The organism is Colwellia sp. E2M01 (assembly GCF_018860585.1).
Taxonomy (GTDB): Bacteria; Pseudomonadota; Gammaproteobacteria; order Enterobacterales; family Alteromonadaceae; genus Colwellia.
Genome location: NZ_JAHKPR010000055.1, coordinates 19,681 through 41,203 on the forward strand (window position 1 = coordinate 19,681; position 21,523 = coordinate 41,203).

Here is a 21,523-nt window from a genome sequence, read left to right on the forward strand (position 1 = left end):
AATCAATTAAACGTATAAAAAACACCTTAAGCAATATGCTTAAGGTGTTTTATTATAACAAGCTTAAGTTAAGCATTACAGCTTGAACTATAGCTCTGTTTTTTGTTCTGTTTTTATGATGTTTATAATTTACTTTCTAGCTCAGGTATTACATCAAATAAGTCAGCAATAATACCGTAGTCGGCTACTTGGAAAATAGGCGCATCAGGATCTTTATTGATAGCAACAATAACTTTTGAGTCTTTCATGCCGGCAAGGTGTTGAATAGCGCCACTGATCCCTACGGCAATATATAAATCAGGAGCAACAATTTTACCAGTCTGTCCAACTTGCATATCATTAGACACAAAGCCGGCATCCACTGCTGCACGTGATGCACCGATAGCTGCACCTAATTTATCAGCAATACCATCAAGTAATTTGAAGTTCTCAGCACTTTGCATACCTCGGCCACCTGAAATAACCACATTTGCAGCCCCTAGATCAGGACGTTCAGATTCAGTAAATTCATCTTTCAAATGGCTTGAAGTCTCAGTACTAAAGAGGGAGTTTATTTTGATTATGTCTGCATTACCGTCGCTAGCAACCACCTCAAATGTTGTTGCACGCACGGTAATTACTTTTTTTATATCTAGGCTTTGTACTGTAGCAATTGCATTACCCGCATAAATAGGTCGAATAAAGGTATCGCTACTTTCGACACCAATAATGTCAGATATTTGAGTAACATCCAATAAGGCTGCAACTCTTGGCATTATATTTTTCCCCGTTGTTGATGCAGTCGCTAATATATGTTCATAATCAGTCGCTAACTCTGCAATTAATAAACTAATATTCTCAGCTAATTGATGTTCATAAACGAGGTTGTCACAAACTAATACTTTGTTTACGCCATTAATTTTTGCCGCCGGCTCTACAACGTTTTGGCAATTAAAACCGACCACAAGTAGTGTTATGTCAGTACCAATTTTTTGAGCCGCGGCAACAGTTTTAAGGGTTTCTGTTTTTAATGTGCTGTTATCGTGCTCAGCTAAAATTAATATACTCATGAGATCACCTTCGCTTCATTTTTTAACTTATCAATTAATTCATCAATGCTCGCTACGATGATGCCGGCTTGGCGTTGGGGAGGGGATATTACTTTTATTTGTTTGGTGCGCGGCGTTAAATCAACAGCAAACTCAGAAGCGTCTCTTACAACTAAGGGTTTGCGTTTAGCTTTCATAATATTAGGTAAGGAAGCATAACGAGGGGTATTTAAGCGTAAGTCTGTTGTAATTATTGCTGGTAGGCTAAGCGTTAGGGTTTGTAAGCCACCATCAACTTCACGGGTAACATTCACTTTATCATCGTTAACTTCTATTGCTGAAGCAAATGTTCCTTGTGGCATACCTGTTAATGCCGCAAGCATTTGGCCTGTTTGATTGTTATCACTATCAATAGCTTGTTTACCTAAAATAACTAATTGAGGTTGTTCTTCTTCGACTATTTTTTGTAATAATTTAGCGATGTTTATCGAGTCTATATTGCCTGTTAGTGACTCTTCTATTTCTATGTGAATAGCTCTATCTGCTCCTAAGGCTAAAGCACTACGTAATTGCTCCTGACAAGCTTTATCACCGATAGAAACAGCAATAACTTCTGTTGCCTGCCCAACTTCTTTCAGTCGAATGGCTTCTTCAACGGCTATTTCGCAAAAAGGGTTTATTGCCATTTTCGCATTGGTAAGGTCGACATTGCTATTATCGTTTTTTACTCGAACTTTGACGTTATAGTCAATAACACGTTTTATCGGAACTAGTACTTTCATTGTGAAACCTCTGTAGTAGTTAGTTGTTCAGGTGTTATTTGTTAAAAATTTACCTGAATAATAATTCCCTAGTAATAAAGTATTATTTTTAAAAGGTATTTATTTCGCTTTTCTTTTATTTTTTTAGCTGATGTTGTCTATTATTAACTAATATTAAATGTAATTTACTTAAACTTTGATACCTTTTTTATGCTTAATATATTGATTTATATAGATTATCTATTAATCCTCATTTAAAAGGCAGCGGTAATAATTTCGACTATCAAACATGCGTTTTAATATAGACTTAATCTAAAGATAGACCAATATTTGTAGATAATAAATATAAAATACTGGAGGCTTTATGGAACGAGAATCAATGGATTTTGACGTGGTCATTGTTGGCGCTGGTCCTGCCGGTTTATCAACAGCTTGCCGGTTAATGCAACTAGCAAAGCAGAAACAACAAGAGTTAATGGTTTGTGTTGTTGAAAAAGGCTCTGAAGTTGGTGCACATATTCTCTCAGGTGCTGTTTTTGAAACACGCGCACTTGATGAATTATTTCCTGATTGGCAAGCACGTCAAGCACCTTTAAATACTCCTGTTACAAGGGACGATATTTACCTATTAGACAGTGAACGTTCTGCTATGAAATTACCTCATTCTTTTGTGCCTAAAACAATGCACAATGCAGGTAATTATATTGTCAGTATGGGTAATGTATGCCGTTGGTTAGCTGAGCAAGCAGAGGAGCTAGGTGTGGAAATCTTTCCAGGTTTCGCCGCGCAAAGCGTTATTTATAATGATGATGCTAGTGTGGGTGGTGTTATTACCGGTGATATGGGACTTGACGCTCAGGGTAATGAAAAAGGTTCTTTTATGCCAGGTATGGCGTTACGTGCTAAGTATACCGTTTTTGCTGAAGGCTGTCGGGGTCACTTAGGTAAAGAATTAATAACTAAATTTAACCTTGATGCTCATAAATCCCCACAACATTACGGTTTGGGTTTTAAAGAAATTTGGGATATACCTCCAGAAAACCACCAACCTGGATTGGTTGTTCATACCGCGGGTTGGCCATTAGATAAAAACACTAGCGGTGGTGGTTATCTATATCACGCTGAAAACAATCAAGTGTTTGTCGGTTTAATTGTAGATTTAAATTATAGTAATCCACACTTGAGCCCTTTTGATGAGTTTCAACGTTTTAAACATCACCCTAAAATCAGCCAATACCTAACTGATGGAAAACGGCTTTCGTACGGAGCTCGTGCCATGACAAAAGGCGGTTTTCATTCTCTACCTAAAATGACTATGCCAGGGGCATTATTAGTTGGATGTGATGCGGGTACCATTAATTTCGCTAAAATAAAGGGTAATCATACCGCTATGAAGTCCGGTATGTTAGCGGCAGAAACAATAGTAAATGCTTTGTTAGACAATACAGGAACTGCACAGCAGGGTAAGCAAGATTTAACGCAGTATACTCAATTATTTAAAGACTCTTGGTTGTATGCAGAGTTATATAATACTCGTAACTTTGGTCCCGCTATCCATAAATTTGGTACTATGTGGGGCGGTGTTTATAATATGTTAGATCAAAACTTTTTTGCGGGTAAGTTACCCTTTACTATTAAAGACAATACGGAAGACTATACTCAATTAAAGCTTGCTACAGATATGCCTGTTATTAACTATGCTAAACCAGATAATCAATTGAGTTTTGACAAACTTTCATCCGTGTTTTTATCAAACACTAATCATGAAGAAGATCAGCCTTGTCATTTATTACTTAAGGATAAGAGTATACCTATTAGCAAAAATTTAATGCAATATAATGAGCCGGCGCAACGTTACTGTCCTGCAGGTGTTTATGAAGTTGAAAAAACGGAAGCAGGAGATAAGTTTGTTATTAATGCACAAAACTGTATTCATTGTAAAACCTGCGATATTAAAGATCCTAGTCAGAATATTACTTGGGTTACGCCAGAAGGCACAGGTGGACCTAATTATCCTAATATGTAAATAAGCTATAGGTGCTATAAGTAAAAAGCCGAAGCTAGGGTTACCTAGTTTCGGCTTAGCAGTTTAACTTAACTTCATTTGGCTTAACTTGAGTTAAATTATGACTTTGATTTTTAACTATTTACTATTGCGTCGATATGAATTTTTCGTTCTTTGTAAAACATTCTACTCGGACCATATTCTCGTCGAGATCTATCTTTAAATTCACAGACGATAAGTTCTACCCCATGGTAGAGTTTTTCAGTGGCTTCAATAAAAACACCACTTTTATATACTTGAAGTTTATTTTCTACGAGTTCTTTTGCGGTTAATATTTGCCCCATTTGTTTAGCATGATGTTGGTAGCTTGGTACTAACTTCGCTAATAATTCAGGGTTAGCACTTTCTTTAGGTAATTTTTTCAACTTATTTATTGCCGCTAACAGTTCGTCAGTTTTGGTGAACTCTTTTTGATATTTTTCATCTAAGTCGGCAATTTTTTGTTTAAGTAATAGCACTCTGTGTTCAAAGTTAATTAATGTATTACTACCTGCGGTAGCGCCAATGATACCAGCATGAACTGAGGTGCCAACTTTTGTATAGCCGCCAATAAGCTTGCCGTTAGCAAGTTCAGCTTTGCCAACCCATACTCGTCCGCGAACATCTAATATACTATGCATTAATTGGTTTTCGATACGTATATCTTTACCACATTGTATTTGTGCGTATTGGCAGTGTTTTGCATAAATACTGCCTTTGGCGGTAATATTTACACTCATTGTAATATCGGTAATTTTTGTTGTTTCAGTATCGTGTTTACGGCCGATAATGCCACCCGATATTGTAATGTCGCCACCTGCCTTGAGTGTTGCTGACTCAACAAAACCGCCGACAGTAATATCACCAGTGGCGTTTACTGTCATGCCTTCATTTACGTCACCATCAATGAGCACACTACCGGTAAAGTTGATGTTACCTGTGGCAACGCTGACATCTTTAATCTTATATACCTCATCAACTTCCATGCCGTTATTAATTAATTTTGGTAAGCCAACTTTTTCCGAAATTAATACATTGGTGTTTTTGGGGCTTATATTGGTGCCTTCACCTGCGACGAGTTCAATATCATTGCCTGGCGCTGGTGGTAAGGGAGTTGCGGTAACGGTGTAACCTTCTTTACCTTGAGTTAAGGGGATTTTTTTTGCGAGAGGGTCGCCAATATTTACGCAGATAATGTCACCTAAATCGCGCATGTCGACGCTGCCGTCTTCTCTCTTTTTTGGCTTTAAAATTCGAGATTGAGCGCTTTCAACTAAAGGCTTTATTTGTGCATCATCACCATTTACCGCTATTTTTCCTGTAGCTATTTGTAATGTTACAGTGCTATTAGGCGCTTCTTTAGCGGCAAGCTGAGCAAGCTCAATTAAATGTTCTTTACTAAAGCCTTTTTTGACGCCAGCTTCTTGTGCTGCTGTTAAAATTGCTTTTGCGGTGAGGTGTTTGCCTCCTTGTGCTGTTGTGATCTCTGCAGAGGCACCCATTTCATCACTTTCAATGATGATATTTATTGTTGCATCAACACGCTCAAGGATTTGATAGGTTATTTTTCTACCTGTATTATTATCTTGTAGTGGTTTTAAAACATCTTCAAGTTCGGCAACAGCATTTTTAATATTACCGTTATTAATACGAAGCTTTTTAAATTCTGAATGTAGAATTAATTCATGTATACTGGCAGCTGAAATGGTATCGCCACCTTTGATAGGCTCTAAGACTAGATCTATATTGTTTTTATTGTTGCAGATTAGGCTAGCTTTAGTCATTAAGTTTACTCCGCCTAACCGTGAAATACATAATAGATATGTTGCGGCTAAGTGCTTTACTTTCTATATAATACTTGGCTTAAGTATTATAACTTCTTGAGCATATGTAACTTAAAATTGGTTACATATAATGGTTTTGGTGTATTTTAATAAAGCTATCCGTGCCTTCTTTTGAATAATCAATTTTATACTCTACGCCATCAAGGGCTTGAATAAACAATAATGTTTTCTCTTCACCAAATAATTCGGTAGCGGTAATGTCAACAATATCTTGATAAGCTTTTTTTGCACTCGAGCGTTTCTCAGGTATGGTGCCTTTATAAAGGCCTATGCCGCGGTGGCTAACAATTACAACCGATTTTTCGCCATTAAGAATGAGTAAATCAAACTTTTTCACTTTATGAATAACAGTGTTACGGCCACTTGTTATGAAGTTTTTTTCTATCAAAATAGTCTCCTGAAATAATCTATCGTAGCTATTTACAATTAATCCAATATATTAATTTTTATTACATTAAGCAATCATTAACATCTTTAGCTGTGTTAAAATATTTAGTCTAGTTCATAATATTGTTAATGTTTTTTAATATTTACTCACTTTAGTTTAGCTTATTTACCATTAAAAGTAGCTATTACTTTGTTGGAAAGCTTCTTTCAATAATGTAGTTAGGAATTGAAGTTAAATTTTGTTGATAACGGCGCAATAAATCTAAGCCGACAGCTGCAACAAACTGCTGAAATTGCTGCCTTTTGTAGGGTAATAACAAACATACTGTTTGTATGTTATCAATGCTTCCCCAAGCCAACCACACTGTGCCTACAGGTTTTTCTTCGCTTCCCCCATTAGGACCCGCAACACCTGACACGGCAATGGCAAGATCAGCGTTTGACTTTAGCAGAGCGCCTTTGGCCATAGCAACAACAACTGCTTCACTTACTGCGCCATGTTGTGCTAATAAGCTCTGGGGAACATCAAGCATTTTCGTTTTCATTTCATTGCTGTAAGTGACAAACCCTGCTTCAAAATTCATTGACGAACCACTAATTTCGGTTAACTTACTGGCGATTAAGCCGCCGGTGCATGACTCTGCCGTTGTTACTTTTATTTTTTGTTGTTGTAATTGTTCAAGTAAATGTTCGGCAAGAGATTTAGGCTTACCATGAATCTCAGCAACTACATGATCGCCAAGTACTTTAACGAGTTTTTTCTGCCATGGTGCTTTAAGAGTTAAACCTTTTTGGCTATTGGTTGTTAATTTAACCTCAAGTAGTGGCAAACCAGCACGAAAACCTAAGTCTATTTCGCTAGGCCAATCAGGTAATTGTTCATCAATCATTTTTTGTAAGCTTGATTCACCTATACCAAAAACCTGTAACCGAGTTATATCAGAGCTTAAATTCGCTGGTAGATTTTTAGTGATTTGTGGAATGATTTCTTCGCTAAGCATGGTTTTTAATTCATGAGGAACACCTGGTGTGCAGTAAATATCGCAATGCTTATAACGAACAAAAAAGCCAACAGCACTACCATTTTTGTTCGCAATTATGTGGCAGTCACTAGGTAATATAGTTTGCTTTAAATTCGGAGTATTTAATTCAGCACCGCGTCTTTCAGCCCATTGAGTTAGGTGAGTAAGGGCTTGAGGATGTTGTTTTAATTCAACACCTGTTGCAAGCGCTAATGCTTGAGCGGTTAAATCATCAACGGTAGGGCCTAAACCTCCATTAATAATTAAAATATCGCTTGTGCTTGCCATATAAGTTATTTCGCTCACAAGTAGTGCTAACTCATCGGCAACAGTCACTTTACGGGTTACCCCTAAGCCAATATCTTTCAATAAATCGGCTATCATGGCTGAATTACTGTCAACAATATCACCTGTCATTAGTTCATTGCCTGTTAATAAGAGTTGAACCGTTGGAGCTTTGATTGATTTTATTGTATGTGTTGGCATTGCCATTTTCCTAAGCGACTGTATAGGTGCACAAAGTTAAACCTTTTTTGATAAATTTACATCTACTTTATTATCTTAATTTTAGCACTATCAAAGTAATAGGAGGGCTTCTAGATAACTTAAAAGTAAATAAATTTTCCTATTTCTGCTCTTTCGCATTATTATAATCGTTATTTTAGATGTTGTTATCAACTTAGATTTACGTTGATTATTTAGGATGAAATTGTGAATAAGACTAGTTACCCCCGAGATTTACTATTTGGGCGTTGGTATCGAAATGAACAAGACGAGCAAGGCAATGAGACTGTTGAATATGCGCAATTGAGCGCAGATGGTAGTTTTGAATTTACTTTCACCACAAAAAACTCGCAAGGTGAAATTGTTGACGAAATTACTGAATTAGGTGATTGGGGCTTGGTTGGTGATATTCATTTTACTATCACTAAAGATGAATTAATTGCTGAAGAGCTCTTTGCCGCTGACTTAAATAATGCAGATAATTACCACGCCTATAAAGTTTTAACTTTAAACCATCATATTTTTCATTATCAACATAGATTAACTAATGAAGAATATATCATGAGACGGGTTGTTGATAACCTCGGTCATTGTTAGAATACGGGCAAAATTTTATTTACCTTAATTTACGTGCGATATTTAAGCACTATGAAGTATTAGAGACAGTTAATGAAGCGATTAAAAGAAGCAAGTTTAATTACCGCAGTAAAAACTCCTTACACAGATCAAGGAGAGGTTTGTTTAAAAACTTATGATTTCTTAATAGAGCAACAAATTGCTGCTGGTGTAGACGGCATCATTGTTGGTGGTACTACTGGCGAAGGGCACTTGCTTAGCTGGGAAGAACATTTAATGCTGATTGCTCATTGTGTTAACAACTTCTCTGATAAGTTAGTTATTATCGGTAATACAGGCAGCAATAATACTCGAGAGGCAATTAAAGCGACTGAAAATGGTTTTGCTATTGGTATGGATGCTGCTCTGCAAATTAATCCGTATTATGGTCGTACTTCAGATAAAGGTGTTAGCGAGCACTTTAAACGCGTACTTGATATTGGACCTGCTTATATTTACAACGTACCAAGTCGTACAGGTCAAGACATCACCCCAGACATTATTGAGCCTTTAGCTAGCCATGAAAACTTTATTGGCGTAAAGGAATGCGCAGGTAATGATCGTATTGCTTATTATGAAGCAAAAGGTATTGCTTGTTGGTCAGGTAATGATGATGAAAGTTACGTTGCTCGCCACACACATGGATCGCATGGTGTTATTTCTGTAACTTCAAATATTATTCCTGGGTTAATGCGTCAATTAATGGACAAAGAGCCAAAAGGCAGTACCTTAGCTGAAACAGCTAAATTAAATGAAGATTTACAAAACCTGATGAGTTGGCTATTTTGTGAGCCTAACCCTATTGCAATTAACACTGCGCTAATGATGACTAATGCAGTGCCAAAGATATTTCGTTTACCTTATCAAGCGCTCACTTTAGCGCAACGTCAAGAAGGCTTTGAATATTTAAACGCTATTTCACTTAATGATTTAGTGGGTGATAGTGTTGCTGTACTTGATGATAGTGACTTTAACTACTGCATTTAATGTTTAATCATTAAGTAAGCATTAACGATTAAAGCCTCAATTATTGTAATTGAGGCTTTAATGTTTCTGGTAGCTCAAAAAACTTATCTTGCTCACTGTCTATTTCATTTCCTGTTGTTAAAGGGCACTTAAAGCGTAAACTTACCGCGCAGAGTTGCAGGTCTAACAACTCTTCCTCATTAGCTATACCGTGTAATCTATCGCCTACAACGGGCATACCAATACTGGCCGCATGTATGCGTATTTGATGTTTTCTACCACTGTCTATTTTTACTTGTACTAATGAGCGATTCGCTTTTTCATCATAAGCTAAACAAGTAAATGTACTGCGAGCAGGTTTATTGTGTACAACTTGTTCAATAATGTCAGGCTGAGGACGTAAACGGTGATCGCCATGAATAATAATATGATAAATTTTTTCAAGTTGATGTTGCTCAAACATCTTTGATAATGCTTGTGTCGCTTTTTTAGTATGAGCAACAAGTATTAAGCCTGTGGCGGCTCGGTCTAGCCGATGCACGATAAAAGCAGGGCGATCGTTTGGTAAATTTAATTGGGCAAAGCGAGCGATAGTGCAATGATCACTCCATTTAGAGCCTTGTGACAACATACCATAAGGTTTATACCAGACGCTGTAATCAGTTAAATCTGCAATAAGTTGTGCTTGTGGTACTTCTAAATTAAGTACTTCACTATTGTAGTAAAAATGCAGTTCATCCCCGACATTAAGCAGTTTTTTTACCCTACGTAGTCGCTGCGTCTGCTTTTTATTTTTAGCTGGCGTTAACCATAATGCACCTTTGCTGATTGCTTTTTTTAACTCAGCGGTTGAAATAAGCGTAAAAGATTGTTGGGCATAAGCTTGTAGGGCTGAAATCGCCGTTGTTGCTTCAGTGATGGTTATATGCCATTCAAACCTTTGTTTTTTTAGGTGTAAGGATTGATCTTGTGGTGTTGAACTGTTTAAATCTACGGGCATATTAATTAGCGGCTAACGAGAACTTTGTCCTTATTTTACTAGGTTTATTGACTTAGCAAAGCTAAAATATACTTATTTATTGATGTAAGTTTAATTCGTATAAATTTATATCAATAAATAACTACATTTTAATAATCAACTGTAATAACCAAATGAGAGTAACTATGTCACGTGATTTAACACTTTTTCCAGAAGATGAAATTGGTAACACCCTTTGGCAAATGCAAGAAACAGGTGAAGATCTCGCCATTGAACGTGAAATTGAATTTTCTATGCTCTTTTCTAGCAAAGAGTTAGCGATTGAATTTGGTCAGATATTACTGGAAAACAATCAAAAATTATCTTTTACTCCGTATGAAGGTGATGAAGTTTTAACATGGGAAATCACAGCTTATCCATTTATGCTAGCAAGCCATGAAAATATTACGAGTTATCAAGAGTTATTGATTGCCAGTGGCGAGCCGCTACAAGGACAATTCAATGGCGTATTTTTTGTTGGATAGCATTATCTTTGAGCAGAGTTAAACAGAAGGTAACTCTGCTCAAAATTATTTAATTTTATTCGCCTCGGAATATTATGAGCATAGATCTAAAACAATTCGCCGCTTTGCAAAAGGCGAGTAAAGCTTCTTTTTTTGACCAGCAAAAACTAATGAAGCAAGTTATGGCAGGGAAAACGGTTTTATGTAAAACCTGCAATCAACCATTAAAGCTATATACCCCAGCACAAGACCAATTAACGGGTATTCGTTGTGCGAAAAAGTGCACTGATATAGCATTAGATTTTGCTTAAATTAAGTTATTATCAGACAATAATTTAGCTTTAATAACTACTAGTTAACTTTAAAGTCTTATTGGTTACTTAACCTTGCCTCAAAAATTACTTAAGTCACCCTCCCATTATTGGATAATTTAATATTATTTTAATATCCTTCTTTTGAATACTAAAAATTAGATAATAAAAAACCGACTCCTTTCAAATGAAAGTGTCGGTTTTTGTATTTATTGGTTAGTCAAAATAACTAATTAATAACTAAACTATAATCTAACAATATTATTGAGTGTTACCTTGAAGCTGATTGCGTCACGTTCACGAAGAAAGCGCGGAGTTGACGTTAGTCAATGAGCACTTTCGACAAAGAACGTGGCACTATCAGCAATAAGGTTAGCCGATAAAAGCTCGCGCGTTACGGAACATGCGTACCCACGGCGAATCTTCACCCCAGCTATCAGGGTGCCATGAGTTAGCAACCGTTCTAAACACACGTTCAGGATGCGGCATCATAATCGTTACACGACCATCAGTTGTTGTAAGAGACGTAATACCATCTACTGAGCCATTCGGGTTAGCAGGGTAAGTTTCAGTTACTTCACCGTAGTTATTTACATAACGCATCGAAACTGTGCCTGAGTTATTTGCGGCATCGATAGCTTCATCAGACTTAAATTCTGCATGACCTTCACCGTGAGAAACAGCAATTGGCATACGAGAGCCAGCCATACCTTTAAACAGCACAGATGGACTTTCTTGAATTTCAACTAATGAGAAACGTGCTTCAAAACGCTCTGATTTGTTTTGTACAAAGTGAGGCCAATGCTGTGCGCCTGGAATAATTTCTTTTAAGTTAGATAACATCTGACAACCGTTACACACACCTAATGAGAAAGTATCTTCACGTTCAAAGAAAGCTTTAAACATGGCGCGAGCGTTAGCGTTGAATAATATTGATTTTGCCCAACCTTCACCAGCACCTAATACATCACCGTATGAGAAGCCACCACAAGCCACTAAACCGTTAAAGTCAGCTAAATCTGTACGACCTGATAATATATCAGACATATGTACGTCGATTGCGATAAAACCTGCACGGTCAAATGACGCTGCCATTTCTACGTGCGAGTTAACACCTTGCTCACGTAAAATTGCGATGCGCGGGTTTGTGCCATTTGCTGCATCTTTAACAATTAAATCGGCAACAATATCTTCGTTGATATCAAAAGTCAGCTCAGTGTTTAAACCTGGATCTTCAGTATCGAATTTAACATCATGCTCTTGTTGTGCGCATTCTGGGTTATCACGAAGCGACTGCATTCTGAATGTTGTTTGTGCCCAAGTAGTACGGTAATAAGTACGAGAGTTCTCTAATACCACTTCACCGTCGCGGCTAAAGCGAATAGTGTCTTCATTATTTAAGGTACCAATTACTGTAGCTAATTCGGCAATACCGAATTCAGTGAACACTGCGTTTACTGCGTCAAGGTCACTGTTAAGTACTTGAATTACGCCACCTAGTTCTTCATTGAATAAGGTTGCTAAATCATCAGCTGCGCCGTTTGCTTCATTTACACTAACGAGTTTACTGATATCAATATCAACACCGGTGTGACCAGCAAACGCCATTTCAGCAACGGTTGTGAATAAACCACCGTCTGAAATATCGTGATAAGCAACTACTTTTTCAGAGCGTACTAAGGTTTGCATTGCGTTGAAGAAGCCTTTTAACACTTCTGGACTCTCAACATCTGGCGTTTCATTACCTAATTTTTTATAAACTTGTGCGATACATGAACCACCTAAACGTTTCTTACCGTTTGATAAATCAATAGCGATTAAAGACGTTTCGCCTTTATCACTGCGAAGCTCAGGCGTAACCGTTTTACGAATATCTTCAACAACACCAAAGGCGGTGATAACTAATGAAAGCGGCGAGGTTACAGATTTCTCTACACCGTTGTCTTCCCATTGTGTGCGCATCGACATTGAGTCTTTACCAACAGGGATTGTTAAGCCTAATGCAGGACATAATTCTTCACCAATGGCTTTAACAGCTTCATATAAACCAGCATCTTCACCGGGGTGACCTGCTGGTGACATCCAGTTTGCAGATAGTTTAATACGGTTCAAATCACCAATATCTGTACCTGCAATGTTAGTTAACGATTCAGCCACTGCTAAACGAGCAGAAGCGCCAAAGTTAAGTAGTGCTACTGGCGTACGCTCACCTAATGACATCGCTTCACCGTGGTAAGAATCAAGTGCTGATGCGGTAACACCACAATCGGCAACAGGTACTTGCCAAGGGCCAACCATTTGGTCACGGTTAACCATACCGGTAACGCTTCGATCACCAATGGTGATTAAGAAGGTTTTTTCAGCAACGGTTGGTAAGCTTAAAATTCTGTTAGCCGCATCTTCTAAAGCAATAGCGCTAAAATCTAAAATATCACCAACAGCTTTAGCTGATTGTACGTCTTTGATGATTTTAGGGGTTTTACCTAAAAGTACATCAAGTGGTAAATCAATCGGCGTGTTTAATGCTGAATCATCTTTGAAATGTTCATCTGTTACGGTTAGGTGCTCTTCTTCAGTCGCACGACCAACAACGGCATACGGCGCACGTTCACGGGCACAAATTTGTTCAAACCTTGCTAAGTTTTTGTCTGATACTGCAATAACATAACGTTCTTGAGATTCGTTACACCAAATTTCATGAGGCGCCATGCTACGCTCGTCATTTGGTACTTTACGCAGTTCAAATACACCGCCACGGCCGCCATCAGAAACTAATTCTGGGAATGCGTTAGATAAACCACCTGCGCCAACATCATGAATGAAAGCGATAGGGTTTTCTTCACCTAACTGCCAACACTTGTCGATAACTTCCTGACAACGACGTTCCATTTCAGGGTTTTCACGTTGTACTGAAGCAAAGTCTAAGTTTTCAGCTGATTGACCTGAAGCCATTGATGATGCCGCGCCGCCACCTAAACCAATGTTCATCGCCGGACCACCTAAAGCAATTAGGTTAGCGCCAACCACGATTTCACGTTTTTGTACGTGTTCATCGCGAATGTTACCTAAACCACCGGCAAGCATAATTGGTTTGTGGTAACCACGAACTTCAACCCCGTTAAATGAGTTAACTTCTTCTTCATACGTACGGAAGTAACCTAAAATAGCAGGGCGACCAAATTCGTTGTTAAATGCCGCGCCACCTAATGGACCTTCCATCATAATGTCGAATGCTGTAACGATACGACTTGGCTTACCAAAATCAGTTTCCCACGGTTGTACAAATTCAGGGATACGTAAGTTAGATACTGAAAAACCAACTAACCCCGCTTTTGGTTTTGAGCCAATACCCGTTGCGCCTTCATCACGAATCTCACCACCAGAGCCTGTTGCTGCACCTGGGTATGGAGAAATAGCCGTAGGGTGGTTATGGGTTTCAACTTTCATTAATACCTGAATATCTTCATGGTTATAACCATAAACGTTAGTTTCAGGGTTAGGGAAGAAACGACCACCTTTATTACCCACCATTACTGCAGCGTTATCTTTATAAGCACTTAGGACAAAGTCAGGGTTAACTTCGTGGGTGTTACGGATCATTTTAAATAATGATTTTTCTTGCTTAACGCCATCAATAGTCCAGTCAGCGTTAAAAATCTTATGACGACAATGCTCAGAGTTTGCTTGTGCGAACATGTAAAGTTCAATGTCGTGTGGGTTACGACCCAATTTTGTAAAATTTTCAAATAAGTAGTTAACTTCATCTTCAGCAAGGGCTAAGCCTAGTTCAACGTTAGCGTTAACTAACGCTGCTTTACCGCCGCTTTCAATATCAATCGCTGTTAATTTACCCGGCTCGCTGCTAGCAAATAATTGGCTTGCTTGCTCGAAGTCATTGAAGATACTTTCCATCATGCGATCGTGCAATAAGGCGTTTAATTGTACTTCTTGCTCAGTTGTTAATGCTGCGCCATCTTGAATTGAGATGTAGTATGCGATACCACGCTCTAAACGTACTACTTTGTTTAAACCACAGTTATGTGCAATATCTGTTGATTTAGAAGACCAAGGAGAAATAGTACCAGGACGAGGGGTAACTAATAGAAACAAACCTACTGGTTGATGCTCTTCAATCGTTGGGCCGTAAGTTAATAATTTTGATAAAACATCCGCTTCGCTGTCACTTAATTCTGCATTAAGTTGCGCAAAATGAGCAAATTCAGCATAAATATCATTTACTGGGAGTTGTAATTCTTCACATTGAGCTAATAATTTTTGAACTCTAAAATCAGAAAGTGCTGGAGCGCCACGAAGGTTTTTAATTAACGTCGTACTAGGCATCGTCATAGGGTAATCACCAAGGTTGTGTAAGGTTTGGATTGACTTTTTTGACTAATTTTAGAACTAATTTTAGTGCTAAGTTTAGACAGTTTAAGCTAACCGAAAATTTCGCGCGTATTATAATTGAAAATGTGACTTTTGTTAATGGATAAATTTAGCGAAATAAGTTAAAAGTCCGCTAAAAAGTTTCCTTAATTAAAAATAAAAAAATTAACTTAGGGGAATCCTAAAAAGTACTTGGCTAAAACACTAATTCACGACACAATTAACGTTATGAATAAATACTTTTCTTTTATCAATAAATCGCTGTTCTCCAAGAAATCATTAGCTAAAGTGGTTATGATTTCATTGGTTATTTCTATTTCTTCACTGTTAAGTGCTTGTAATAAAGAGAATGAGCCAGCAAGTTTATCTCGCATTTTAGAGCGTGGTTATATCAATGTAGGTACTATTTTTGGACCAACAAATTATCATAGTACTGCTGATGGTTTTGAAGGTTTCGAATATGAACTCGCCAAAAAATATGCAGAGTCACTGAACGTAGAATTGCGTATTATCCCTAGCTACAGCCTTGAAGAATTGTTTATTAAGTTAAATACCGGCGAGGTAGACTTTTTAGCGGCGGGATTGTCAGTGACTAAAAAGCGTCAACAGCGTTTTCGCTTTGCACCGAGTTATCAATCTATCACCCAAAAACTTGTTTTTAAACAAGGTAAAGTAAGACCACGTGAAGTAAAAGACTTAACAGGTAAGTTAATGGTGATGACAGGGTCTAGTTATGTTGAAAACCTTGAACAGCTGAAAACCACCAATAATACGCTAGCTTGGCAAGAAACAACCGAATTTGATAGTGAAGAACTATTAACAAAAGTACTTGCTGATGAAATTGATTATACCATTATTGACAGTCATAGCTTGGCGGTCAATCGTCGATATTATCCAGAAATTAGTATTGGTTTTAGTATTAAAGAGCCTGAAAATTTAGCTTGGATGTTAAGTCAAAATAGTCAGGATGATATTTTAGCGAGCTTAGTAGAATTTTTTGGTAAAGTTCATCACGATGGCACTTTATTAGCTTTAGATGATAAATATTATGGACACATTGAACAATTTAATTATGTTGAAACAAGAACATTTATTAAAGAAGTTAGTGATACTTTACCTAAATACCAGTCGCTTTTTGAAAAATACTCAGAAGATATTGATTGGCGTTTATTAGCGGCAATTAGTTATCAAGAGTCACATTGGAACCCTAAAGCTCGTTCTTATACTGGTGTTCGCGGGATGATGATGTTGACTTTAAATACCGCTAAACAAATGGGTATAAAAAGTCGTTTAGATACCGAACAAAGTATTCAAGGTGGCGCTAAATACTTTAAGCGCATGATCGCTAAGATGCCCGATAGAATTCCTAGTCCCGATAGAATTTGGTTTGCGTTAGCCTCATATAATATTGGCTTTGGCCATTTAAATGACGCCAGAATTATTACCCAACAACAAGGTGGCGACCCTGATCGCTGGGTAGAAGTCAAAACACGTTTACCGCTATTACAACAAAAGAAATATTATAAAAATACCAAATACGGTTATGCACGTGGTGAGGAGCCTGTGCATTATGTTGATAATATTCGTCGCTATTACGATACCTTAACTTGGTTAGATGATAAAGCTCAAGAAGAAGCTATCGCGATAGCTTTAGAAGCTAAACAGCTTGAAGGTGAGTTAGCAGAAGTCGATTTATTGACTATTGATTCAGATGAAGAGTTAATGCAGATTAAAGAGGGGGTTGTTGATAAAGAGGTTTTAACTAACTCTAAATTTGAAGTAGAAGCTAAGTTAAGCGAGTAACATTAAACTCATTAAATGTTATCTTTATTATCCGACTTAAGGCGTTTGTATTTAATTATCTCCCCTAAGCTTTAATTTAAAGCCTCTGTTTAACAACTTCTATTTTGACAGAGGGTGATCGTTACTATTTCAAAATGGACTACATAAAAGTCGGCTATATAAAGGTCAACTGCTTGAATACTTTCGAAGTTACAATATTACGTAAAAATGACCACGAAAAATGCTTTATAAATTATTTATATGTCATAAAAATGTCATTTTAGGTGGTTATAGTAAATAAGATCTTACTATTAATTTTGGAGAAGATGACAATGAAAAGACCTTTAAAAACTAATCAACGTAAAAAATTATTAAACCGTCAACATAATAAAATGAGTTCACGTAGACTTTCTCATTTTAACCAATCTATGTCAGCTGAGAGTGATGTACAGCAGGCGGTTAGTGAGCGTTAATCGCCACATTAACTTTTCTATTAGCCGATAATAATTGCTGTTTCATCAAGTGTAGTTGCTTCTTTATCAATGTATTGAAATTGACTAAAACCAATACGAATAATATCTTCATGATCTAATTGCTGACGCGCTATTTCTCGTCCATTTAACTCTGTTCCGTTAGTACTCTTTAAATCTTCTATGTAAGTAATCAACTGACCTTCAATAAAAGGGTTTGGCCCTGTTATTACACGCGCATGTTGAGAGCTAACAGCACTGTCTTTAATTTGTATGTCGTTTTCTGCAGCACGACCTATAGATAATGTTCCTTCAGATAGTTCCCATTTATTAATGATCACATCTTCAACACTTAAGGCTAGATAAGCCATAAAAACTCCTGAATTATTATTTTTATTAATTTATGTATTAGCTAATTAATTACTATTAGTAAATGATTACTTAACTATATAACCTAACTATATGACTTAACTATATTGATTAAACCTACTGTCAGGTTATCTCTGCTTTTATTTGAAATAGCTTTATTTATCATGTCATTACAAATATTTTCATTCGTAAAAGACTGCGATAAATAACAGCTAATTTCCTGCTCTGTTAAATGATCGTGTAATCCGTCAGTAGATAACATAATCGTATCACTATTATTTATTGTTATTGTTGTAGTATCAACGGATATTTTCTCGCTAACACCAATTGCTTGTGATAATAAGTTTTTAGTATTCGCATTTTTAGCTGTTTCTGCGCTAATAGCTCCTTTATTTACAAGCTCTTGCAGCATAGTATGGTCAACCGTTTGCTGTACTAGTTCGTGCTCTTTTAATAAGTATAAGCGTGAGTCACCGACCCAACCAATATAGCCTCGATTGTTCTCAATAATAACTAATACCCCGGTAGTGCCCATACCTTGTTGAGCAGGGTTTTCTTGTGAGGCTTGAAAAATAGCGATGTTTGCCAGGTTTAATTGCTCAATAATCCAGTTTTGCCAATTACTCGGTTTTACAAAGGTTGACGGCTCAACTGCTTTACTTATTTGGTTTACTAGCATAGCACTAGCAACTTCCCCTGCATTATGACCGCCCATACCATCGGCTATTATCATCCAGGTGAAACCAAGAGCCTCATTAACGCCATACTTGATCGCATCTTCATTGTTACTTCGAATTACGCCTTGATGGCATAAGGCTTTTATGTGATTTGTCATAAGTGTTGCCTGTTAAAGTTGCCTCGGTTAGTTAACCGTGATCTTAAAATCACGTTTTAAAGCATTGACTAAAGCCAGCTTAAATTCACTCATTGATTGATAACGTTTTTCCATGTCTTTATGCATAGATTTATTGATTATACGCTGCGCACTTGGCGGTAACTCTGGATTGTGTTGATTAACGGCAATGGGTTTAGCTTTAGTTATTTGGTAAGCAACAGTGGCAATTGACTCGCCTTCAAAAGGGAGGTGACCTGTGAGTAACTGATAAAAAGTAACACCTAAACTGAAAATATCACTACGGCCATCAACTTTTAACCCTAAAATTTGCTCTGGTGACATGTAATATGGGCTACCCATAATAACGCCAGTACGGGTTTTACTATGATCACTTACATAAGCAATGCCAAAGTCAGTAACGGTGACTTTTAATAAGTCGTCATCATAAATAATATTGCCAGGTTTAATGTCTCTATGTACAACATTTTGATTATGAGCGTAATCTAAGGCGTCAGTTATTTGTATTAATAACTTATAAATTAATGGTACAGGTAAGGTTTGTCCTACTTGGGTAAAAACCGACAGTGGTGCACCAGTAAGCAAATCCATAGCGATATAGCCTAAATTATTTTCTTCACCCACATCGTAAATAGTAACGATATTTGCATGACTTAAACCACCAGCGGTTTGCGCCTCTCTAAAGAATCGCTCTTTGGCTTCGGTAGATTCGTTAGCATCTAAGTCATTTTCTAATTGCAGTGTTTTAATCGCTACATGACGGTTTATTTTAGGATCAACACCTTGATAAACAATACCCATAGCGCCTTTACCTAAAATACCTTCTATTTGATAACGACCAAAGCTCTCAACGTCTAAATCTTGATTAACTGTTTGTTTATTTTTCTTTTCAGAGGCGGTAATAACTAAGGTTTTAGCTAAATCAGCTTGCTCATTGCTGTTTGGCTTTTTGGGGGGATTGTTCGCTTTATTGCTAGCTTTATTGTTGGGCGTCATTTCTTTAACTAAATGCCCCCAACCTGTTACTTCTGGTGCTAATGTGGCAGCAGGAGAGAAGTTTTGTGGGGACTTGTAAAGCTGCTGATTTTTGCTGATAACGGCTTGTTCATTCGTCTTAGTCGTTGTTGCTTTTACCTCATCACTAACTTTACTTGAGGTCTTATTTTTAGCTGGGTTCGTTGTTTTATCTATCGTCGTTAACTGTGCCGATTTTTGTTTATGGGGGGGGATAAAACCATATTCAACAAGCTGAACTTCTTTCTCATAAGCTTTTAATAAGGCCCAAGTGCCAATTATGGCAATAATGACAGGTATTACTTCAAGCCATTGTTGTTGATTAAACATTAGTACTTGTAAGATTAGCAGCGTAATAATATAGATAACAATAGCAATTTTTTGTTGTTTAATCGCTAACGCTTTAATTAACCAAATTAAGACAAAACCAACAACCAATAAAAACCAAAAAACTAGTAGGGTAATAAAACTTTGAGACAAATAATTATTGTCAGCTAGCTTGATAAGCAAAGGCGTTAGGTGGTCATCTACTTTATGCTGATTATTAGTGATGATGATCACTTTGTAATTTTCTTTAAATGATAGCGTCGAAGTAGTGTAAGCTTTTTGCTTACTAATAAACTGCTTGATTGAAGGAATATTATTTTCTTTGGTATGAGTATTATTTACCTCAGCAATTTGCTCATCATTTACTAATAGGTTGTGCTGTGCATATTTATTTAACATCATATTTTGCACATTGTAGGCGTTGCCCGATGTAAATACGTCACCTAAAAAACCGAGTGGAAATGCCAGTGATTTTGAATTACTTATTAAGCTTAATTGCCAGCGTTGTTTAAGTGTTAATTCATTTTTTAGGGTGAGTTGTCGTAATAATTCACTTGGTAAACTGAGATAGGTTTCATTTTCATGTTGCCAAACCAAAGGGTAACTTTGTCGCGTATTAAGTAGGAATGGCGTATAAATAAAGTATTTTGAAACGTGAACTACTGTATTTGGGCTTTGTTCAAATCGAAACCAGTTAAGCACACTCGATAAAAACATTGCAGATGATACTGTTAAGGGCTGTGCAGATAAAAGGTGAGCTGACTCAATAATTATTTTATTTTTGCTTGGTTTTTTAATTAAATATTGACGAAGTTTATTAATAAAGGCTTTGGATTGAACGCCTTGTAAAACAATTTGACTATTAGGATGATAGGCTAATAGTTTAATAAGATCTGTTACCTCATCTTCATCAAAAGAGGCATGTAAGGTTAATATATCTGTTGCTACTAACGAACTAGCTTTATTGACAAATGCACTGTTATTCTTTGAATCATCAGTCGTTATTTTTTCGAGTAAGTTGATATTTAGTTGATTAATACCATTTAACCCACCAACAGAAACGCTGTAATAAAGAACGCCCCAAAAAAGTAATATAAGATAAAACCAACCCGTTTTATAAATGGGCAGAATTCGTTTAATCATGCGTAGTGCTGACCTATAGCTATGTAAGCTGAATAGTGAGCTTTGCTCATATTATATTCAGTGTGTTTATTGTTATTATATTGCTAGAAGCTTATTAAACCTGAATGCTCTTAGTTTATCAAATTTAAGCAAGAAATAAGTGTCTAAGCAAAGCCTTAACCGTTTTGCTTAACTTACACATAACACTTATACCAAGTTGATTAAGTTCTTTCCCA

Annotated in this window: 17 protein-coding genes; 7 read left to right on the forward strand and 10 right to left on the reverse strand. The window is 36.9% G+C overall.

The genetic code is table 11. The features are described from left to right. Positions 1 to 122: 122 nt before the first annotated feature. Both KO502_RS11635 and KO502_RS11640 read right to left on the reverse strand, forming a co-directional pair. Positions 123 to 1,049 carry an FAD-binding protein gene (locus KO502_RS11635; protein WP_216022740.1) on the reverse strand — a complete coding sequence of 309 codons (927 nt, stop codon included), beginning with the start codon at positions 1,047 to 1,049 and terminating at the stop codon, positions 123 to 125. Beyond that, entirely contained in the window at positions 1,046 to 1,810 is a 765-nt protein-coding gene (locus tag KO502_RS11640; protein ID WP_216022741.1) for an electron transfer flavoprotein subunit beta/FixA family protein, read from the reverse strand. The genes KO502_RS11635 and KO502_RS11640 overlap by 4 nt, the downstream gene beginning before the upstream one ends. A 343-nt stretch (positions 1,811 to 2,153) precedes the next feature. On the opposite strand from KO502_RS11640, the gene KO502_RS11645 reads away from it, so the two are divergent. Then, on the forward strand, positions 2,154 to 3,815 hold the full coding sequence (locus KO502_RS11645) for an electron transfer flavoprotein-ubiquinone oxidoreductase (RefSeq protein WP_216022742.1): 1,662 nt from the start codon (positions 2,154 to 2,156) through the stop codon (positions 3,813 to 3,815). A gap of 113 nt (positions 3,816 to 3,928) precedes the next feature. Here the strand turns inward: KO502_RS11645 and KO502_RS11650 are convergent, their stop codons facing one another. From KO502_RS11650 to KO502_RS11660, 3 genes are all read right to left on the reverse strand, one after another. Beyond that, positions 3,929 to 5,617 (reverse strand): FapA family protein, encoded by a 1,689-nt coding sequence (locus tag KO502_RS11650; RefSeq protein WP_216022743.1) that lies wholly within the window; start codon positions 5,615 to 5,617, stop codon positions 3,929 to 3,931. Positions 5,618 to 5,738: 121 nt separating this feature from the next. Further along, entirely contained in the window at positions 5,739 to 6,065 is a 327-nt protein-coding gene (locus tag KO502_RS11655; protein ID WP_216022744.1) for a hypothetical protein, read from the reverse strand. Positions 6,066 to 6,249: 184 nt separating this feature from the next. Then, a complete protein-coding gene (locus tag KO502_RS11660; RefSeq protein WP_252730741.1) occupies positions 6,250 to 7,572 on the reverse strand; it encodes a CinA family nicotinamide mononucleotide deamidase-related protein in 1,323 nt (440 codons plus the stop codon). Positions 7,573 to 7,797: 225 nt separating this feature from the next. Here KO502_RS11660 and KO502_RS11665 point away from each other — a divergent pair, with 225 nt between their 5' ends. Together KO502_RS11665 and dapA are read left to right on the forward strand one after the other, a co-directional pair. Beyond that, complete coding sequence (locus KO502_RS11665) at positions 7,798 to 8,187, forward strand: hypothetical protein (protein ID WP_252730742.1); 390 nt, start codon at positions 7,798 to 7,800, stop codon at positions 8,185 to 8,187. Between the two features lie 72 nt (positions 8,188 to 8,259). Continuing rightward, positions 8,260 to 9,192, forward strand: a complete 933-nt coding sequence (gene dapA, locus KO502_RS11670; protein WP_216022745.1) for a 4-hydroxy-tetrahydrodipicolinate synthase — start codon at positions 8,260 to 8,262, stop codon at positions 9,190 to 9,192. Between the two features lie 40 nt (positions 9,193 to 9,232). Here dapA and KO502_RS11675 read toward each other — a convergent pair whose 3' ends face one another. Then, on the reverse strand, positions 9,233 to 10,171 hold the full coding sequence (locus tag KO502_RS11675; RefSeq protein WP_216022746.1) for an RNA pseudouridine synthase: 939 nt from the start codon (positions 10,169 to 10,171) through the stop codon (positions 9,233 to 9,235). 164 nt (positions 10,172 to 10,335) lie between these two features. On the opposite strand from KO502_RS11675, the gene KO502_RS11680 reads away from it, so the two are divergent. Continuing rightward, entirely contained in the window at positions 10,336 to 10,674 is a 339-nt protein-coding gene (locus KO502_RS11680; RefSeq protein WP_216022747.1) for a ribonuclease E inhibitor RraB, read from the forward strand. Positions 10,675 to 10,748: 74 nt separating this feature from the next. Continuing rightward, positions 10,749 to 10,964 (forward strand): hypothetical protein, encoded by a 216-nt coding sequence (locus tag KO502_RS11685; protein ID WP_216022748.1) that lies wholly within the window; start codon positions 10,749 to 10,751, stop codon positions 10,962 to 10,964. A gap of 372 nt (positions 10,965 to 11,336) precedes the next feature. Here the strand turns inward: KO502_RS11685 and purL are convergent, their stop codons facing one another. Further along, entirely contained in the window at positions 11,337 to 15,287 is a 3,951-nt protein-coding gene (gene purL / locus KO502_RS11690; protein WP_216022757.1) for a phosphoribosylformylglycinamidine synthase, read from the reverse strand. Between the two features lie 255 nt (positions 15,288 to 15,542). Between purL and mltF the strand changes: the two genes are divergently transcribed. Continuing rightward, positions 15,543 to 17,153: a membrane-bound lytic murein transglycosylase MltF gene (gene mltF / locus KO502_RS11695; protein WP_252730743.1), complete on the forward strand. Its 1,611-nt coding sequence runs from the start codon at positions 15,543 to 15,545 to the stop codon at positions 17,151 to 17,153. 311 nt (positions 17,154 to 17,464) lie between these two features. Then, positions 17,465 to 17,605, forward strand: a complete 141-nt coding sequence (locus KO502_RS11700; protein ID WP_216022749.1) for a hypothetical protein — start codon at positions 17,465 to 17,467, stop codon at positions 17,603 to 17,605. 20 nt (positions 17,606 to 17,625) lie between these two features. On the opposite strand, the gene KO502_RS11705 is transcribed toward KO502_RS11700, so the two are convergent. The 3 genes from KO502_RS11705 to KO502_RS11715 form a co-directional block, all read right to left on the reverse strand. Beyond that, positions 17,626 to 17,973 carry an FHA domain-containing protein gene (locus KO502_RS11705; RefSeq protein ID WP_216022750.1) on the reverse strand — a complete coding sequence of 116 codons (348 nt, stop codon included), beginning with the start codon at positions 17,971 to 17,973 and terminating at the stop codon, positions 17,626 to 17,628. Between the two features lie 83 nt (positions 17,974 to 18,056). Next, positions 18,057 to 18,806 carry a Stp1/IreP family PP2C-type Ser/Thr phosphatase gene (locus tag KO502_RS11710; RefSeq protein WP_216022751.1) on the reverse strand — a complete coding sequence of 250 codons (750 nt, stop codon included), beginning with the start codon at positions 18,804 to 18,806 and terminating at the stop codon, positions 18,057 to 18,059. Between the two features lie 27 nt (positions 18,807 to 18,833). Beyond that, positions 18,834 to 21,308, reverse strand: coding sequence for a serine/threonine-protein kinase (locus KO502_RS11715; RefSeq protein ID WP_216022752.1), 2,475 nt, complete (start codon positions 21,306 to 21,308; stop codon positions 18,834 to 18,836). Between the last annotated feature and the right edge of the window lie 215 nt (positions 21,309 to 21,523).

Excerpts from the sequence above, each read along its gene's own strand:
- KO502_RS11685 (WP_216022748.1), top strand. The coding sequence starts at position 10,749 with ATGAGCATAGATCTAAAACAATTCGCCGCTTTGCAAAAGGCGAGTAAA.
- KO502_RS11640 (WP_216022741.1), bottom strand. The coding sequence starts at position 1,810 with ATGAAAGTACTAGTTCCGATAAAACGTGTTATTGACTATAACGTCAAA.
- KO502_RS11675 (WP_216022746.1), bottom strand. The coding sequence starts at position 10,171 with ATGCCCGTAGATTTAAACAGTTCAACACCACAAGATCAATCCTTACAC.
- KO502_RS11715 (WP_216022752.1), bottom strand. The coding sequence starts at position 21,308 with ATGATTAAACGAATTCTGCCCATTTATAAAACGGGTTGGTTTTATCTT.
- KO502_RS11680 (WP_216022747.1), top strand. The coding sequence starts at position 10,336 with ATGTCACGTGATTTAACACTTTTTCCAGAAGATGAAATTGGTAACACC.
- KO502_RS11700 (WP_216022749.1), top strand. The coding sequence starts at position 17,465 with ATGAAAAGACCTTTAAAAACTAATCAACGTAAAAAATTATTAAACCGT.
- KO502_RS11705 (WP_216022750.1), bottom strand. The coding sequence starts at position 17,973 with ATGGCTTATCTAGCCTTAAGTGTTGAAGATGTGATCATTAATAAATGG.
- KO502_RS11635 (WP_216022740.1), bottom strand. The coding sequence starts at position 1,049 with ATGAGTATATTAATTTTAGCTGAGCACGATAACAGCACATTAAAAACA.
- KO502_RS11660 (WP_252730741.1), bottom strand. The coding sequence starts at position 7,572 with ATGCCAACACATACAATAAAATCAATCAAAGCTCCAACGGTTCAACTC.
- KO502_RS11645 (WP_216022742.1), top strand. The coding sequence starts at position 2,154 with ATGGAACGAGAATCAATGGATTTTGACGTGGTCATTGTTGGCGCTGGT.
- KO502_RS11650 (WP_216022743.1), bottom strand. The coding sequence starts at position 5,617 with ATGACTAAAGCTAGCCTAATCTGCAACAATAAAAACAATATAGATCTA.
- KO502_RS11710 (WP_216022751.1), bottom strand. The coding sequence starts at position 18,806 with ATGACAAATCACATAAAAGCCTTATGCCATCAAGGCGTAATTCGAAGT.
- dapA (WP_216022745.1), top strand. The coding sequence starts at position 8,260 with ATGAAGCGATTAAAAGAAGCAAGTTTAATTACCGCAGTAAAAACTCCT.